Annotated in this window: 14 protein-coding genes; 10 read left to right on the top strand and 4 right to left on the bottom strand. The window is 65.9% G+C overall.

Annotated features, from left to right (window positions below; genetic code table 11):
• The first annotated feature begins 1 nt into the window (after nt 1).
• The 9 genes from OU995_RS17135 (at nt 2) to OU995_RS17095 (ending at nt 8786) form a co-directional block, all read left to right on the top strand.
• The gene (locus OU995_RS17135; protein WP_267831220.1) at nt 2–487 is read left to right on the top strand and encodes a type II toxin-antitoxin system VapC family toxin; all 486 of its coding nucleotides are present in this window, start codon (nt 2–4) and stop codon (nt 485–487) included.
• A 57-nt stretch (nt 488–544) separates the two neighbouring features.
• Entirely contained in the window at nt 545–3136 is a 2592-nt protein-coding gene (acnB, locus tag OU995_RS17130; protein WP_267831219.1) for a bifunctional aconitate hydratase 2/2-methylisocitrate dehydratase, read from the top strand.
• A gap of 165 nt (nt 3137–3301) precedes the next feature.
• Nucleotides 3302–3832, top strand: coding sequence for a GbsR/MarR family transcriptional regulator (locus tag OU995_RS17125; RefSeq protein WP_267831218.1), 531 nt, complete (start codon nt 3302–3304; stop codon nt 3830–3832).
• Nucleotides 3833–3885: 53 nt separating this feature from the next.
• Nucleotides 3886–4422 carry a thiol-disulfide oxidoreductase DCC family protein gene (locus OU995_RS17120; protein WP_267831217.1) on the top strand — a complete coding sequence of 179 codons (537 nt, stop codon included), beginning with the start codon at nt 3886–3888 and terminating at the stop codon, nt 4420–4422.
• A 75-nt stretch (nt 4423–4497) separates the two neighbouring features.
• The gene (locus OU995_RS17115) at nt 4498–5373 is read left to right on the top strand and encodes an NAD-dependent epimerase/dehydratase family protein (RefSeq protein WP_267831216.1); all 876 of its coding nucleotides are present in this window, start codon (nt 4498–4500) and stop codon (nt 5371–5373) included.
• Nucleotides 5358–5747, top strand: coding sequence for a DoxX-like family protein (locus tag OU995_RS17110; RefSeq protein WP_267831215.1), 390 nt, complete (start codon nt 5358–5360; stop codon nt 5745–5747). Before OU995_RS17115 ends, OU995_RS17110 begins: the two co-directional genes overlap by 16 nt.
• A 4-nt stretch (nt 5748–5751) precedes the next feature.
• A complete protein-coding gene (locus tag OU995_RS17105) occupies nt 5752–6228 on the top strand; it encodes a DUF2269 family protein (protein ID WP_267831214.1) in 477 nt (158 codons plus the stop codon).
• Nucleotides 6229–6336: 108 nt separating this feature from the next.
• A complete protein-coding gene (locus OU995_RS17100; RefSeq protein ID WP_324288577.1) occupies nt 6337–6852 on the top strand; it encodes a GAF domain-containing protein in 516 nt (171 codons plus the stop codon).
• A complete protein-coding gene (locus OU995_RS17095) occupies nt 6849–8786 on the top strand; it encodes a bifunctional 2',3'-cyclic-nucleotide 2'-phosphodiesterase/3'-nucleotidase (RefSeq protein WP_267831213.1) in 1938 nt (645 codons plus the stop codon). The genes OU995_RS17100 and OU995_RS17095 overlap by 4 nt, the downstream gene beginning before the upstream one ends.
• Nucleotides 8787–8933: 147 nt before the next feature.
• Here the strand turns inward: OU995_RS17095 and OU995_RS17090 are convergent, their stop codons facing one another.
• The 4 genes from OU995_RS17090 to OU995_RS17075 form a co-directional block, all read right to left on the bottom strand.
• Nucleotides 8934–9236, bottom strand: a complete 303-nt coding sequence (locus OU995_RS17090) for a flagellar basal body protein (RefSeq protein WP_267831212.1) — start codon at nt 9234–9236, stop codon at nt 8934–8936.
• A gap of 139 nt (nt 9237–9375) precedes the next feature.
• Complete coding sequence (locus OU995_RS17085; RefSeq protein ID WP_267831211.1) at nt 9376–10320, bottom strand: GGDEF domain-containing protein; 945 nt, start codon at nt 10318–10320, stop codon at nt 9376–9378.
• A gap of 171 nt (nt 10321–10491) precedes the next feature.
• Nucleotides 10492–11949, bottom strand: a complete 1458-nt coding sequence (sbcB, locus tag OU995_RS17080; RefSeq protein ID WP_267831210.1) for an exodeoxyribonuclease I — start codon at nt 11947–11949, stop codon at nt 10492–10494.
• Between the two features lie 19 nt (nt 11950–11968).
• The gene (locus tag OU995_RS17075; RefSeq protein ID WP_267831209.1) at nt 11969–12943 is read right to left on the bottom strand and encodes a tripartite tricarboxylate transporter substrate binding protein; all 975 of its coding nucleotides are present in this window, start codon (nt 12941–12943) and stop codon (nt 11969–11971) included.
• A 237-nt stretch (nt 12944–13180) separates the two neighbouring features.
• Here OU995_RS17075 and OU995_RS17070 point away from each other — a divergent pair, with 237 nt between their 5' ends.
• Nucleotides 13181–15694, top strand: coding sequence for a penicillin-binding protein 1A (locus OU995_RS17070; protein ID WP_267831208.1), 2514 nt, complete (start codon nt 13181–13183; stop codon nt 15692–15694).
• Nucleotides 15695–15735: the final 41 nt, after the last annotated feature.

Genomic DNA, 15735 nt, shown 5'->3' with positions numbered 1-15735 from the left:
CATGATCGCCGTTGACAGCTCCGTCCTCATCGACCTCCTGGGCGACGCCCCCGGGGCCGATGCCGCCGAGGCCGCGCTGCGCCTGGCCCTGTCCAGCGGCCCCGTGGTGCTGTGTGATGTGGTGCTGTCCGAGGTGACGGCCGGCCTGGGCCATGGCTCGGAGGTGATGGATGCGCTGGAAGAGATGGGCCTGGGCTTCTCACCCATCGACCAGCGCGCCGCCATCCGGGCCGGCGAAATGCAACGCAAGTTCAAGCAGCGGCTGCTGGAGGCTTCCAGCAAAGGTGGCGAGAAAGCCACCGCCACCACCGCCACCAAAACCGCCACCAAAAATACTCCCGACGCGATCGGCGCCTCCCGCGCTATCGCCGACTTCCTGGTCGGCGCACATGCCATGCTGCAGTGTGACGGTCTCATCACCCGCGACCAGGGATTCTTCCGCGACTATTTCAAGGGACTCAAAGTCATCGTGCCCAGTGCACCCTGACCCACTAGATCCCGCTTCACTGACCCAAGCCAGAGACTACAGAGACTGGAGTTCGCAATGCTGCAAGCCTACCGCCAACATGAAGCCGAGCGCGCCGCGCTGGGCATCCCGCCGCTGCCGCTGGATGCCAAGCAAGTCGCCGAGCTGATCGAGCTGATCAAGAACCCGCCTGCTGGCGAAGGCGAATTCCTGCTGAACCTGCTGACGCACCGCGTGCCCCCGGGTGTGGACGACGCCGCCAAGGTCAAGGCCAGCTTCCTGGCGGCCGTGGCCCACGGCGACCTGACGGTCGGGCTGATCTCCAAGACCAAGGCCACCGAGCTGCTGGGCACCATGGTGGGCGGCTACAACGTCAAGCCGCTGGTGGACCTGCTGGACGACAAGGAAGTCGCCTCGGTCGCGGCCGCTGGCCTCAAGAAGACCCTGCTGATGTTCGACGCCTTCCATGACGTCGCTGAAAAGGCCAAGGCCGGCAATGCCCAGGCCACCGCCGTGATCCACAGCTGGGCCGATGCCGAATGGTTCACCTCGCGTCCGGAAGTCGAGAAGAAGATCACCGTCACCGTCTTCAAGGTGCCCGGCGAAACCAATACCGACGACCTGTCGCCCGCGCCGGACGCCTGGAGCCGCCCGGACATCCCCCTGCACTACCTGGCCATGCTGAAGAACACGCGGCCTGACGCGGCCTTCAAGCCGGAAGAAGACGGCAAGCGCGGCCCGATGCAGTTCATCGAGGACCTGAAGAAAAAGGGCCACCTGGTGGCCTACGTCGGTGACGTTGTCGGCACCGGCTCGTCCCGCAAGTCGGCCACCAACTCGGTGATCTGGGCCACCGGCCAGGACATCCCGTTTGTGCCGAACAAGCGCTTTGGTGGCGTCACCCTGGGCAGCAAGATCGCTCCGATCTTCTTCAACACGCAGGAAGACTCCGGTTCGCTGCCCATCGAAGTGGATGTCAGCAACCTGGAAATGGGCGATGTCATCGACGTCTACCCCTACGACGGCAAGATCGAGAAGAACGGCGCCACGGTGGCCGAGTTCGCGCTGAAGAGCGACGTGCTGCTGGACGAAGTCCGCGCCGGCGGCCGTATCAACCTGATCATCGGCCGCTCGCTGACCGGCAAGGCCCGTGAATTCCTGGGCCTGCCCGCCTCCACCCTGTTCCGCCTGCCCAAGCCCCCGGTGGATTCCGGCAAGGGCTTCACGCTGGCGCAGAAGATGGTCGGCCGTGCCTGTGGCCTGCCGGAAGGCACGGGCATCCGCCCGGGCACCTACTGCGAGCCCAAGATGACCACCGTCGGCTCCCAGGACACCACCGGCCCGATGACCCGCGACGAGCTGAAGGACCTGGCCTGCCTGGGCTTCTCGGCCGACCTGGTGATGCAGTCGTTCTGCCACACCGCCGCCTATCCCAAGGCCGTGGACGTGAAGATGCATCGCGAACTGCCGCACTTCATCAGCGACCGTGGCGGCGTGGCCCTGCGTCCGGGCGACGGCGTGATCCACAGCTGGCTGAACCGCCTGCTGCTGCCCGACACCGTCGGTACCGGCGGCGACTCGCACACCCGCTTCCCCATCGGCATCAGCTTCCCGGCCGGTTCGGGTCTGGTGGCCTTCGGTGCCGCCACCGGCGTGATGCCGCTGGACATGCCGGAATCGGTGCTGGTGCGCTTCAAGGGCCAGATGCAGCCCGGCGTCACCCTGCGTGACCTGGTCCATGCCATTCCGCTGTACGCCATCAAGGCCGGCCTGCTGACCGTCGAGAAGAAGGGCAAGAAGAACATCTTCTCGGGCCGCATCCTGGAAATCGAAGGTCTGCCCGAGCTGAAGGTGGAACAGGCCTTTGAACTGTCCGACGCGTCGGCCGAACGCTCGGCCGCCGGCTGCACCATCAAGCTGAATCCGGAACCGATCAAGGAGTACCTGACCTCCAACATCGTCCTGATGAAGAACATGATTGCGGACGGCTATGCCGACAAGCGCACCCTGGAGCGCCGCATCAAGAACGTGGAAGCCTGGCTGGCCAACCCCAACCTGCTGGAAGCCGACAAGGACGCCGAATATGCCGCCGTGATCGAGATCGATCTGGCCGACATCAAGGAACCGATCGTCTGCTGCCCGAACGATCCGGACGACGCCAAGTTCATGTCGGAAGTGCAAGGCACCAAGATCGATGAAGCCTTCATCGGTTCGTGCATGACCAACATCGGCCACTTCCGTGCAGCGGCCAAGCTGCTGGGCGGTGCCCGTGACATTCCGGTCAAGCTGTGGGTGGCGCCGCCCACCAAGATGGACCAGAACGAGCTGATCAAGGAAGGCCACTACGCCACCTTCGGCACCGCCGGTGCTCGCACCGAAATGCCGGGCTGCTCGCTGTGCATGGGCAACCAGGCGCAGGTGCGTGAAGGCGCAACGGTCATGTCCACCTCCACCCGCAACTTCCCCAACCGTCTGGGCAAGAACACCAATGTGTTCCTGGGCTCGGCGGAACTGGCGGCGGTCTGCTCCAAGCTGGGTCGCATCCCGACGCTGCAGGAGTATCACGACGCCATGGGCATCATCAACAAGGATGCCGCCAGCGTGTACCGCTACATGAACTTCGACCAGATCGAAGAGTACGCGGACACCGCCAAGTCGGTCTCGGTCTGACCGACATCGGCGTGCGGGCCAGGCGCCCGCACGACCGATGAACCGATCCGGGACTGAATCCCACCTCCAAGCCCCTCGGCGACAGCCCCGGGGCTTTTTTCATTCCTTTCCCATTCCGCTAATTTCTGTCTTGACAGAAATTTCTGTAGGAATAAAGTCAGCGCCATGGAACTCAGCACCACCGCTCAACGATTTGTCCTTCATTGGGGCGAAATGGGCAGCGCCTGGGGGGTGAACCGCACCGTCGCCCAGATTCACGCCCTGCTCTACTTTCATGGCCGTCCGCTCAATGCCGAGCAGATCACTGAAACGCTGTCGGTCGCCCGCTCCAATGTCAGCAACAGCCTCAAGGAGCTGACCAGTTGGAACCTGGTGCGCGTCACCCACCTGATGGGCGACCGGCGCGACTACTTTGAAACGTCTGTGGATGTGTGGGAGCTGTTCCGCACGGTCGTGCGGGAGCGCAAGCATCGCGAATTCGACCCCACGGTACGCATGCTCACCGAGCTGGTGGAGGGCAACAGCTTCCAGGAGGAATCCGCAGATGCCCAGGAGCGTGTGCGCGAGTGCCTGCGTTTGATGCAGACGCTGGGGGCCTGGTCCGAAGAAATGATGCGGCTCTCTCCCTCCACCCTGGAAAAGGTGCTCAAGCTGGGGGCGAACGTCCAGCGTTTTGTGCGCGGTGACAAGCCCTGATCACCCGCTTTTTTTCCAGGGATTTCTGTTTTTTCTGGAATATCGGACACGTCATGAACACCTCTCCTTCCACACCGGCCACCGGCGCCAGTGGCACCAGTGGCGCAGGCGCAGCGGTCTATCCGCTCACCGTGTACTTCGACGGCGGCTGCCCGATCTGCCTGGCTGAGATGACCAACCTGCAGCTGCGCAACACCGCCGGCCTGCTGCGGTTTGAAGACGTGTCCAGGCCCGACTTCCGCGACTATCCGGCCGGGACCGATCTGCCGGACCTGATGACCCTGCTGCATGTGAAATGTGCGGACGGCCGTGTGATCCGGGGTGCACCAGCGCTGCGGCTGCTCTATGCCGGGGCCCAGATGCGTGGCATGGCCCGGCTGATGAATGCCCCCGGGCTGCGGCAACTGGCCGATTGGGCCTACCCCATCCTGGCGCGCAACCGCTACAGGATCCCCCGGCCGGTGGCCCAGCTGCTCTTCGAAACCTCGCTGCGGCGCGCGGCCGAACGACGGGCCGGCGCCTCTGCCTGCCAGTCCGGAAGCTGCGAAATACCAGCGGCGCCTCACACGAATCCCCATTCCAAGGAGTGACGTCATGTGCGAATTGATCCTGTGGCCCCAAGGGCTCGCCGCCGCGTCAGACCGCCCCCTTGCAGGAGCCGCATCGTGAGCCGCCCTGCCCGCTCCATCCTGGTCTGCGGCGCCAGCGGCTTCATTGGCCGCCGCATCGTCCGCACGCTGCGCGAGGCTGGCCTGTCGGTCACCGAGGCCAGCTCCGCCAGCCACAACTTCAGCCAGAACCTTCAACCCAGCGACTGGCTGCCCCGCCTGGAAGGTTTTGATGCCGTCGTGAATGCGGTCGGCATCCTGCGGGATACGCGGGACCGCAAGCTGGACGCGCTGCACCATCGCGCCCCGGCCGCGCTGTTCGAAGCCTGCGCGCAGGTGGGTGTGCGCCGGGTCATCCAGATCTCCGCCAATGGCGTGGACCAGTTCAACACCCGTTACGCCACCACCAAGCGGGCCGCCGATGAGGTGTTGCTGCGCCTGCGCGCCGAAGGCCGCCTGGACGGCACCGTGGTGCGCCCCAGCATCGTCTATGGGCGCGGAGGTGCCAGCTCCGCCCTGTTCATGACCCTGGCCCGTCTGCCGGTGATGGTGTTGCCGGCTGCGGCCCTGCGTGCCCGCATCCAGCCGGTGGCGGTGCAGGACGTGGCGCTGGCCGTCCTGCGGCTGCTGCAAGAGGGCGGACCTGAACAAGTGACCGCCGTAGGGGTCCAGGCCCTGCCGCTGTCCGCCTTCATTGCGGAACTGCGCCGGCAACTGGGCCATGGCCAGGCGCTGGTGGTGCCGCTGCCGGAAGCACCCAGCCGCTGGAGTGCCCGGGTGGGCGACCATCTGTCCTTCCAGCCCTGGAGCACCGAAAGCCTGGCGATGCTGCAGGCGGACAACGTCGGCGATGCGGCTGTCTTCGCCCACCTCCTGGGCCGCAGCCCGGTGCCGCTGGAGCGGTTCGTGGCGGCGGCATGGCAGTCGGCCTGACACCCTTTCGCCATCGGCGCACCCGGCTGCTCTCACGTGCCAGCCTGATCGCCTTGTGGCTGCTCACCACCGTGGTGAGTGTGGTGGAGCTGCAAGGCCAGAGCCGGGCACTGCTGGCCGCCGCCCACACCCCGGACGCCTGGATCGCTCCGCTCATCCTGGCCGGCGCAGGGCTGGACCTGACCCTGGGCCTGGCCCTCTGGCGTTGGCATCGGCGCTGGGTGTATTTGTCAGCCGGCCTTGCCATGCTGGGCATGACCCTGGTGGGCACCCTGTTGCTGCCGGACCTGTGGCTGGACCCGCTGGGCCGCCTCTCCAAGAACCTGCCAATTGCGGCCCTCCTGCTCATCCTGCATGAGGATGCCCCGGCCTGACATCATGAACACCTATCTCGTCATCAAGTGCTTGCACATTCTGTCCAGCGTGCTGCTGGCCGGCACCGGCTTCGGCACGGCGTTTTATCTGTTCTTTGCCAATCGCAGCGGCTCCATCGCGGCGCAGGCCGTGGTCGCCCGGCTGGTGGTCAAGGCGGATCTGTGGTTCACCACACCGGCCATCATCATCCAGCCGCTGAGCGGCATCTGGCTGGCCACCACCGCCGGCTGGCCGCTCACCGCGCCGTGGCTGATGCTCTCCATCGGGCTTTATCTCCTCGCAGGCGCGTGCTGGCTGCCCGTCGTGTGGCTTCAGTTGCGGCTGTCTGACATGGCACAACAGGCCGTGGCCACGTCGCAGCCACTGCCCGCGCTGTACTGGCGCTATGCCCGAAGGTGGGAATCGCTGGGTTATCCGGCCTTCATTGCGGTGGTGGGGGTGTTCTATCTGATGGTGAACAAGCCTGCGCTTTGGGGATGAATGGAAGGAGCACGGGGGAGCGCACGAGTCGGTCGACCTATTCCTGGTGATCGCCAGGTGATCGCCAGGTGCTCGCGTGGTGATCCAGGCTTGACCGACAATCCAACCATGAGCTTTGAACACACTCCCCCGCTGGACATGTCCAGCCCTGAGGCCAAGCGCGCCTCCTACGACACGCTGATCACCCAGGCCCAGGCCATCCTGCATGGCGAGCGGGACCGCATTGCCAACCTGGCGCAGTTCGCCGCCCTGGTCTACAACAGTGTGCCGCAGCTGAACTGGGCCGGTTTTTATCTGGTGAATCCGTCGAACGACCGGGAGCTGGTGCTGGGGCCCTTCCAGGGCAAGGTGGCCTGTGTGCGCATTCCGTTCGAGCGCGGGGTGTGTGGGGCAGCCGCGCGCAGCGGCGAAGTCCAGTTGGTGGAAGACGTGCATGCCTTCCCCGGCCACATTGCGTGCGACGCAGCGTCGCGCTCGGAGCTGGTGCTGCCGGTCATCGCCAACGGCCGTCTGCAAGCCGTGTTGGATCTGGACAGTCCGGAACCCTCCCGCTTTGACGCGGAAGACGCCAAGGGTTTCGGCGCCATGCTGGCCGCACTGATCGCCGGTACCGACTGGTCATGAGCCGGCGGCTGTCGGGCGCCCTGGCGGCGCTGGCCTGGGTGACACTCGCCTGTGTCACAACCGGGGGTGCGCAAGCGGCGGAGGTCCGTCTGCGGGTGATGCAGACCAGCGACATCCACATGAACCTGTTGAACTACGACTACTACCAGGACCGGGAGTCGCAGGAATTCGGGTTGGCCAAGACCATCACCCTGATCCACCAGGCCCGCGCCGAGGTCCCCAACAGCCTGCTGTTTGACAACGGCGACCTGCTGCAAGGCAATCCACTGGGCGACCTGGTGGCGCGAGTGCATCCGCTCAAGAGCACCGATGTGCATCCGGCCTACAAGGTGCTGAACCTGCTGGGCGTGGACGCCGCCAACATCGGCAACCACGAGTTCAACTACGGCCTGCCCTTTCTGCGGCAAGCCTTGGCGGGTGCGAACTTCCCCACCCTGAATGCCAATGTGATGGAGGCCGATGGTCGGCGCCATGCCTTCACGCCCAGCCTCCTGCTGGAGCGCCCGTTCACCGATGAACAGGGGCGCACCCACAAGCTCAAGATCGGTGTCCTGGGCCTGACCCCGCCCCAGATCCTGGAATGGGACCGGCAGAACCTGGCCGGCCGGGTGCAGGTGCGAGACATGGTGGACGTGGCGCGCGAGCTCGTGCCGGCGCTGCGGCGCCAGGGGGCGGATCTGGTGGTGATCATTGCCCACACCGGCATTGAAAAGACCGAGCTGCCGCGCCTGTCCGAGAACATGGCGGCGCAACTGGCCCGTGTGCCGGGGGTGGATGTCTTGCTGCTGGGCCATGCCCATACCGAATTCCCCGGCCCTGGGTTTGCTGGTTATCCCGGCGCCGACCTGGACAAAGGCCGGCTCTTTGGCGTGCCCGCCGTGATGCCGGGCCGCTGGGGCGACCATCTGGGCCTCGTGGACCTGCGGCTGTCCAACCAGGATGGTCACTGGCGGGTGATCGACAGCCGCGCCTCCCTGCGCCCCATTTTTGACCGCAGCACCCGCCGCCCGCTGGTGGCGGCCGACCCGATGCCGGCTGCGGTCATCGCCGCCGAGCATCAGGCCACGCTGGACCATGTCCGCAGCCAGGTGGCCCACACCGACACGCCCATCCACAGCTATTTCGCCCAGACGGTGGACAGCCTGGCGGTGCGTCTGGTGGCGCAGGCCCAGTTGCGTTATGCGCAGCGCGCCGTGCAGGGCACCGCACTGGAGGCCCTGCCGATGCTCTCCGCAGCTGCACCGTTCAAGTCGGGTGGCCGCCAGGGCTGGACGCAATACACCGACATCCCGGCCGGTCCGATTGCGATCAAGCATGTGGCCGATCTTTATGTCTACCCCAACACCATCAAGGTGGTGAAGCTGACCGGTGCGCAGGTGCGGGACTGGCTGGAGATGTCGGCCGGCCAGTTCCGGCGCATCGATCCGGCCGGACCGGCCCAGCAGGCGCTGCTGGACACCGGCTATCCCGGCTTCAATTTCGACATGATGTGGGGCGCTGGGGACGGCCTGCGGTATGAACTGGATCTGACCCAGCCTGCGCGGTTTGACAAGGAAGGTCGGCCCGCCAATGACAGCCACCGGGTGGTGAACCTGACCTGGCGCGGCAAGCCGCTGGCCGACCAGGCGGAATTTCTGGTGGTCACCAACAACTACCGGGCCTACGGCGGCGGCCACTTCCCGGCGCTGGGTGCTGACAAGGTGGTGGTGGACGCGCCGGACGAAACCCGGGAGGCGCTGGCCCGGGACCTGGCCTCGCAGCCTTCGGCGGATCGGGGGGGTTTGGCACCGTCCTGGCGCATCCGGCCCGTGACGGGCGTTCAGATGCAGTTCCTGTCCGGTGCAGGCGCGACAGCCCGCCTGACACCCGGCACGCCGGTGCGTCTGGTCAAGGACAACGGGGATGGTTCCGCACTGTTTGAACTGACGGAATGAAGCCGCCGCCAGATCAGGCTGCGGTGTGGATGATCTGGACGACTCTGTATGACAAAAGGGGCCCAGGGGCCCCTTTTTGATGCTGGTTTGCCGACCACCCGTGGGCGCCGGAGTGCCCGAGCCGGTGCCGGCGCCTTCGCCGCCGACTCAGACGTGAATGTCCAGCAACGCGCCTTCCGCGCGCACCTGCGTTTGCAGCACCTTCAGATTGGCAATGAAGGTGTAGGCCGCCGCCTGCTGGTCCACCACATCCGTAGCCAGATCTTCGCCCGGCTGGGGCAGCTTGGTCACGGTGGTGCTGACGCCGCCCGTGTTGGTGGTCTGCGACTCCACCCGCTCACGCCGATAGCCTTCGGTATTCAGGTTGGCGATGTTGTTCGCGGACGCCCGCAGCCGCTCGTTGGCGGCGGAGATTCCGGACAAAACCGTCGACAGGCTGTTGATGGACATGATGGTGTGCGCTTGGAGGACCCCTCAAGCAAGGACTCTATCCGTCGCTATCGGCCAGTGCGCGTCGAACTTGAGAAAAGAATGGGAATTTCCCCCCATTTCTTCACATCAACGGTTCACCAAACGGACCACGCCTCGATCAAGCCCCCGCCAGCTCCTCAAAAGAGCCGTTGGAGACAAACACCCGGACACTATCGCCCCCGGCTGCCTTGGCTTCGGCGCAGGCCAGCCCGGCCGCCGCCAACACCGACTCCACCGTATCCAGCGACGGCTGCAGCTGTACCACCCCCACGCTGGCCTTGACCCGCGTGCGGTGCAGGCCCCAGCGCAGGCGGAACGCCGCCACCGCCGACCGGACCTTCTCCGCCACGATCTGCGCATAGTGCTGGTCGCAATCCGGCAGCAGCACCACAAAATGGTCGGCATCCAGGCGCGCCACCACGTCGGAGGCCCGCACCTTGGTCACCAGCATCTGGCCCAGGCCATACAGGAAATGGTCGGCCACTTCCGTGCCCATGCCCTGCACCACCGCGCTGAACTTGTCCACATCCACCAGCAGCACCGACACCGGCTCATGCCGACGGCTGCCCACATGGTCGGCCAGACGGCGCTCCATTTCACGGCGGTTGGCCAGCTCGGTCACCACATCATGCTTGGCGGCCCAGGTGGGTTGCAGGCGCTGGGCCCGTGCGGCGGAGACGTCTTCCACCACCCACATCGCCTCCCCGGCCGGTTGTTCCCAATGGACCGGCGAGGCCTGCAGGCGCCCCCAGAAGCGGGAGCCGTCACGTCGGACGAATTCCACCTCTTCATCCACCGGGCGACCGCCGCCGAAGGCTGTGCCCAGCCGGGCCTGCAGGGCCTGATGGGAGGCTTCGGACACCACCACCGCGCTGATATCCGACCCGGACAGGTCGGTGTCGTCGCCGTGGCCGAACAAGTGGTTGAACTGCTCGCTCGCCACCTCGAATCGGCCGCCCGCCGTGAAAGCCACCGCCAGCGGCGCCCTCACCAGCAGCGCCCGCATCCGGGCCGAGACACGTTCATGGTCAGCCGGCGTGCCGGCGGCTTCGGGGGTCTGCATGTCGTCTCCATCTCTGCGCCGTCAACGGCGCACGGTCATTGCGGGGGTACACCGCTGGCGCAATGGCCGCACGGGTGCCCGGTTGAAGGTGTACCCGTTTTGGCCGATTCAGGGAAGCCCGGTGATGAGCGGCCCGCAATGGTGGGGTGTACAAGCGTTGACCGGGGCCGGTCAGGGCGCCGGGGGAGCGATCTGCTCCGCCCAGTCGTACAGGGCGGCCAGAATCTCCTGGGCCCGCTCGTCTTCCTGGGTCTCCGCCACTTCCGCCAGGGCATCAATGCGATCGAAGAATTCGCCCAGGGTCTGGCTGCCCCCCGCCCCCAGGTGCAACCGGTCGATGCAGTGCTTCTGCCAACGGGCCTGTTCCTGCTCGCTGAGCGTGTCCAGCCAGTTCCGGGCGCGATAACGGAACAGCAGCTCTTCGATCCGAGCATCCTCAAACGCCACCTTGCCCTGCCCCACCCGCTCGGCCAGCGCCTGTGGCGTCAGACCCCGCAGCCGCTCCATCGCGCGGCGGTCCTCATTGCCCAGGAAGCCGCCATACAGGTCTTCGTCCACATCCACCCCCCCGGACGACGCCGGCCGTTGGAACACCTCGGCCCAACGACTCATCAGGTCCCCGCCCCGCTGGGCCAGCCATTCGGCATGGGCCAGGCCCTGGGTCACGTCCAGGCCCCAGCGCTGCGCCATCTCCGGCGACAGGATCTTCAGCGACGCAATGACGATGGGCGACTTGTTGACATGCACCGTCTTGATCGGCAGCCGTGTCACCCCATCCGGCAGTTCATCCTGACGGGTGTAGAGCCGTTGACGGATGGTGTCGGCGTCCAGATCCAGCAGTTCACGGGGGTCATGGGCCAGATCCCAGACGATCAGCTCATTCTTGTTGGTGGGATGCGAGGCCAGCGGCCACACCAGCGCAATACACCCCTTCTCCACCCCATACATGCCAGAGATGTGCAGGAAAGGCCGATGCGAGCCGATTTCCTGCCAGACCGCTTCCTTGCGGCGCAGCTTCAGGCAGAAGTCCCACAGGCGCGGCTGGCGCTGTCGGATCAGGCGGGCCAGGGCAATGGTGGCGCGGACGTCCGAGAGCGCATCGTGCGCCGCTTCATGAGCCAGGCCGTTGGCCTTGGTCAGATGTTCCAGCTTGAACGACGGGCGGCCGTCTTCATGCCGGGGCCATTCAATGCCTTCCGGCCGCAGGGCATAGGCGCAGCGGACAACATCCAGGAGATCCCAGCGACCGCAATCGTTCTGCCACTCGCGGGCATAGGGGTCGATGAGGTTGCGCCAGAACAGGAAGCGGGTCACCTCATCGTCAAAGCGGATGGTGTTGTAGCCCAGCCCGACCGTGCCGGGCTGAGACAGCTCGGCATGGATGGCGGCGGCGAATTGGTGCTCCGGGATGCCTTGCTCGGCGCAGGTCTGCGGCAGGATGCCGGTCAGCAGGCAGGATTCGGGGTCTGGCAGGCTGTCGAACGACGGCTGGCAGTAGACCATCAGCGGCTCGCCGATCTCGTTGAGTTCCGCATCGGTGCGGATGCCGGCAAACTGGGCCGGACGGTCGCGGCGCGGCACGCGGCCAAAGGTCTCGTAGTCGTGCCAGTAAAAAGTCAGGTCATGCATGGGGCGGCACGATACCTCATCATCCCCGATGGGCCAGCCCCATCCGCTCCACCGTTGCGCGCTCGGCCTCAAAGGTGCGGTGCGCGTACTGGGTGTAGGCCTCGGTATTCATATAGATCACCGGTTGGTAGTAGCGCTCCAGGGTCTCCAGCACCTTCGGATCTTCCAGCGTCCGGCGGAACGCGTCATGCAGCACCCGCACCACGCCGGGATCGGTACCACGAGGCGCGCCGATGCCAAACGGCGAGTCGATGACCGTGTCCCAGCCCGACTCCTTCACCGTGGGCACGTCCGGAAACGCGCGATTGCGCTCCCGGCCCAGCGTGGCCAGGAAACGCAGCTTGCCGGCCTTCACCTGCGGGGCGAACTCCAGCGTGCCGCACATCACCGGCACATGGCCCCCCAGAATCGCCTGAAGGATTTCCGCCGAACCCTTGTACGGCACATCCTGGGTCTTGAACCCCGCTTTGTGGGCAAACTCCTCAAAAGCGAGATGGGGCGTGGTGCCAGTGCCGGTGTGGCCGTAGGTGAGTTGACCCGGTCGGGCGCGGGCCCAGGCCACCATCTCGGCCAGCGTCCGGAACGGTGCATCCGGCGTGCAGACGATGCCAAAGGTGTAGCCGGTCAGCCCAATCACATGCTGGATGTCCTTCAGCGGGTCAAACGGCATCTTCTGCATGTGCGGCAGGCGATAAATCCCCAGCGGCAACTGCGTGATGGTGTAGCCGTCCGGTTTGGCGCTGACCATGGCAGAAGCCCCCAGCGTACCGCCGGCGCCTGGCCGGTTTTCAACAATCACCGGGACGCCCAACTGGCGGGACAGGCTTTCGCCAAAGGCACGCATCACTGCATCACTGGAACCGCCGGCCGGCCAAGGGCAGATCAGAACGACCGGGCGGGTCGGAAACCCGGCATGCCGGTCCTGCGCATGCACCCGGGGCACCACCCCGGCCAGGGCGGCGGCCGCCGCCGCCAGCCAGTCACGGCGCTGCATGAACGCCTCCTTGCGGCACCAGGTCAGCGCCTTGGCGGAGAGTGGGTCGAAGATGGCCAGGGGGCGTGGCCTCGGGACGCCGGGAGGAAGGGCCCTCCGGCCAGAGCATCAAGTCGGACAGCATCAAGTCGGACATTTGTACTGAATTTGTAGGGAGTTCGTGTCCGCCTGCATCCCTGGGCCAGGATGGGGCGGGGACTGAGGATAATCGCCCGACTCTTGATTCGTGCCAGCCGCATGCAGCTTCTACAAAAATTCGTTGGCCTTCTGCGGGATGCCCTCCGGGCCGCCTGGGCCAAAACCGCCCCCTTGCGGCGGACCCTGGCCCAGTTGCCAACCTGGAAGCGGGTGCTGGTGTGGGGCGGTGCGGCGATGCTGGCGCTGGTGCTGGTCGTGGCGGGCGCGGCGGCGATCGTCTGGCCGGGCCTCCCCGACCTGGACCGGCTGGCCGACTATCAGCCCAAGCAACCGCTGCGGGTCTACACCGCCGAGGGGGAACTGCTGGCGGAATATGGCACCGAACGCCGTCATTACCTGCCCCTGGACCAGATCCCCCAGCAGATGCAAAAGGCCCTGCTGGCCGTGGAAGACACCAACTTCTATGAGCATCAGGGCATCTACATTCCCGGCATGATTCGCGCCTTTGGCGTCAATCTGTTCTCATCGTCGCGCAGCCAAGGGGCGTCCACCATCACCCAGCAGCTGGCGCGGGACTTCTACCTGACCAAGCGCAAGCTCTACACCCGCAAGTTTGTGGAGATCCTGCTGGCGCTGAAGATGGAAAGCCAGCTCTCCAAGGACAAGATCCTGGAGGTCTACATGAACCAGATCTATCTGGGTCAGCGGGCCTATGGTTTCGAGGCTGCGGCGGAAGCCTACTTCGGCAAGCCGCTCAAGGCATTGTCTACCGCCGAGATCGCGATGCTGGCGGGCCTGCCGCAGAACCCGTACCGGGCCAATCCGATCAGCAACTTCAAGGCCGCCAAGCGCCGCCAACTGGTGGTGATCAGCCGGATGCAGGACGTGGGCATGCTCACGGCGGAGCAGGCCCAGGCCGCACGCGATGAGAAGCTGCAGTTGCGCTCCGCCCAGGAGCAGCGGCTACCCTACGGCCAATATGCGGCGGAAATGGTCCGCCAGGTGGTGCATGCGCAGTATGGGGAAGACGCCTACAGCCGCGGCATCAACGTCACCACCACCCTCCACATGGACAACCAGGTGGCGGCTTACAAGGCCCTGCGCCGCACCCTGCTGGACTATGAGCGGCGCAAGCCCTGGCGCGGCCCCGAGGACACGGTGGACCTGCCAACCGACCTGACCGATACCGAGCTGGACAGTGCCGTCACCCAGGCGCTGGCCGACCATCCGGACAACGACGACCTGCGGGCCGCTGTGGTGACCGAGGTGGCCAGCAATCGCATCCGCGCCACCTTGCAGGATGGTGAAGACATCGAAATCAAGGGCGATGGCATCCGAAGCGTGATGTCGGCCCTGTCCGACAAGGCCAAGCCGAATCTCCGCATCCAGCGCGGCGCCATCATCCGGGTGCTGCGAGGCGCGCCCACCAAGGAGTTCCCCAAGGGGGCATGGGCGGTCACGCAGCCGCCGGAAGCCGAGGGGGCGCTGGTGTCGGTGGAGCCGGACACCGGCAAGGTGCTGGCCCTGGTGGGCGGGTTCGACTTCGCTCGCAACCAGTTCAATCACGCCACGCAGGCCTGGCGCCAGCCGGGTTCGAGCTTCAAGCCCTATCTGTATTCCGCTGCCATGGAGATGGGCGCGGGCCCAGCCACGCTGGTGGATGACTCGCCGATCACCATCGGCGACTGGTCACCGCGCAATTCGGACGGCCAGTACGACGGCCCCATCACCCTGCGTCAGGCATTGGCCAAGTCCAAGAACATGGTCACCATCCGGATGCTGGAGCAGCTCACGCCGGAGCGTGGCCGCGCCTGGGCCGGCAAGTTCGGTATCGACGAGGACAAGCAGCCGGCCAACCTCACCCTGGCCCTGGGCTCCGGCGCGGTGACGCCCTTGCAGATGGCCAGCGGCTACTCAGTGTTTGCCAACGGCGGGTATCTGCTCAAGCCCCTGCTGATCACCAAGATCACCGATGCGCAGAACCAGGTGCTGTTCCAGGCCGAACCTGAGAAGCTGACCGAAGACCGCCGCGCCATCAGCGAGCGCAATGCCTTCCTCACCGGGTCCTTGTTGCATGACGTCGCGGTCCGGGGCACTGCCTATCGGGCCAGCGCCTCGCTCAAGCGGTATGACCTCTACGGCAAGACCGGCACGACCAACGATGCGGTCGATGCCTGGTTCGCAGGCTTCCAGCGCAAGGTGGCGACGGTGGTGTGGATCGGTTATGACCAGCCTCGCAGCCTGGGCGACCGCGAAACCGGTGGTGGCATCGCCCTGCCGGCCTGGATCGACTACATGCAGGTGGCCCTCAAGGGCATTCCCAGCTCGGAGATCCAGCCGCCTGCGGCGGGTGTGGTGCAGGTGGAAGGCCCGAACGGGCCGGATTGGGTGTTCCAGGAATATGCGCCGGACGCCTGGGTGAAGACACTGGGCACCATTGCGGACATGACGACGGATCCGGCGACCGGTGCGCTGCTGCCAGCCGTCCCGGCCTCCGGCGCGGCGTCCGGGGCGATGCCGCCGGGTGGAGCGTCTTCTACGGCACCGCTGGCGCCGTCGCGCCCCGCTTCCGGCCCGCCAAGTTCGTGGTGGTCCGGGGATCGAGGCGGTTGATCGTCAGCGATCTGGGCGACAGTCCAGGGACGGTCGCCGCA

Source organism: Roseateles sp. SL47 (genome assembly GCF_026625885.1).
Lineage (GTDB): Bacteria > Pseudomonadota > Gammaproteobacteria > Burkholderiales > Burkholderiaceae_C > Roseateles.
The sequence above is the reverse complement of the archived record's forward strand: the minus strand, read 5'-3'. Positions and strand labels throughout refer to the sequence as shown.

Coding starts and splice junctions, on each gene's coding strand:
- OU995_RS17135 (WP_267831220.1), top strand. CDS start 2: ATGATCGCCGTTGACAGCTCCGTCCTCATCGACCTCCTGGGCGACGCC.
- acnB (WP_267831219.1), top strand. CDS start 545: ATGCTGCAAGCCTACCGCCAACATGAAGCCGAGCGCGCCGCGCTGGGC.
- OU995_RS17125 (WP_267831218.1), top strand. CDS start 3,302: ATGGAACTCAGCACCACCGCTCAACGATTTGTCCTTCATTGGGGCGAA.
- OU995_RS17120 (WP_267831217.1), top strand. CDS start 3,886: ATGAACACCTCTCCTTCCACACCGGCCACCGGCGCCAGTGGCACCAGT.
- OU995_RS17110 (WP_267831215.1), top strand. CDS start 5,358: ATGGCAGTCGGCCTGACACCCTTTCGCCATCGGCGCACCCGGCTGCTC.
- OU995_RS17105 (WP_267831214.1), top strand. CDS start 5,752: ATGAACACCTATCTCGTCATCAAGTGCTTGCACATTCTGTCCAGCGTG.
- OU995_RS17100 (WP_324288577.1), top strand. CDS start 6,337: ATGAGCTTTGAACACACTCCCCCGCTGGACATGTCCAGCCCTGAGGCC.
- OU995_RS17095 (WP_267831213.1), top strand. CDS start 6,849: ATGAGCCGGCGGCTGTCGGGCGCCCTGGCGGCGCTGGCCTGGGTGACA.
- OU995_RS17090 (WP_267831212.1), bottom strand. CDS start 9,236: ATGTCCATCAACAGCCTGTCGACGGTTTTGTCCGGAATCTCCGCCGCC.
- OU995_RS17085 (WP_267831211.1), bottom strand. CDS start 10,320: ATGCAGACCCCCGAAGCCGCCGGCACGCCGGCTGACCATGAACGTGTC.
- sbcB (WP_267831210.1), bottom strand. CDS start 11,949: ATGCATGACCTGACTTTTTACTGGCACGACTACGAGACCTTTGGCCGC.
- OU995_RS17075 (WP_267831209.1), bottom strand. CDS start 12,943: ATGCAGCGCCGTGACTGGCTGGCGGCGGCGGCCGCCGCCCTGGCCGGG.
- OU995_RS17070 (WP_267831208.1), top strand. CDS start 13,181: ATGCAGCTTCTACAAAAATTCGTTGGCCTTCTGCGGGATGCCCTCCGG.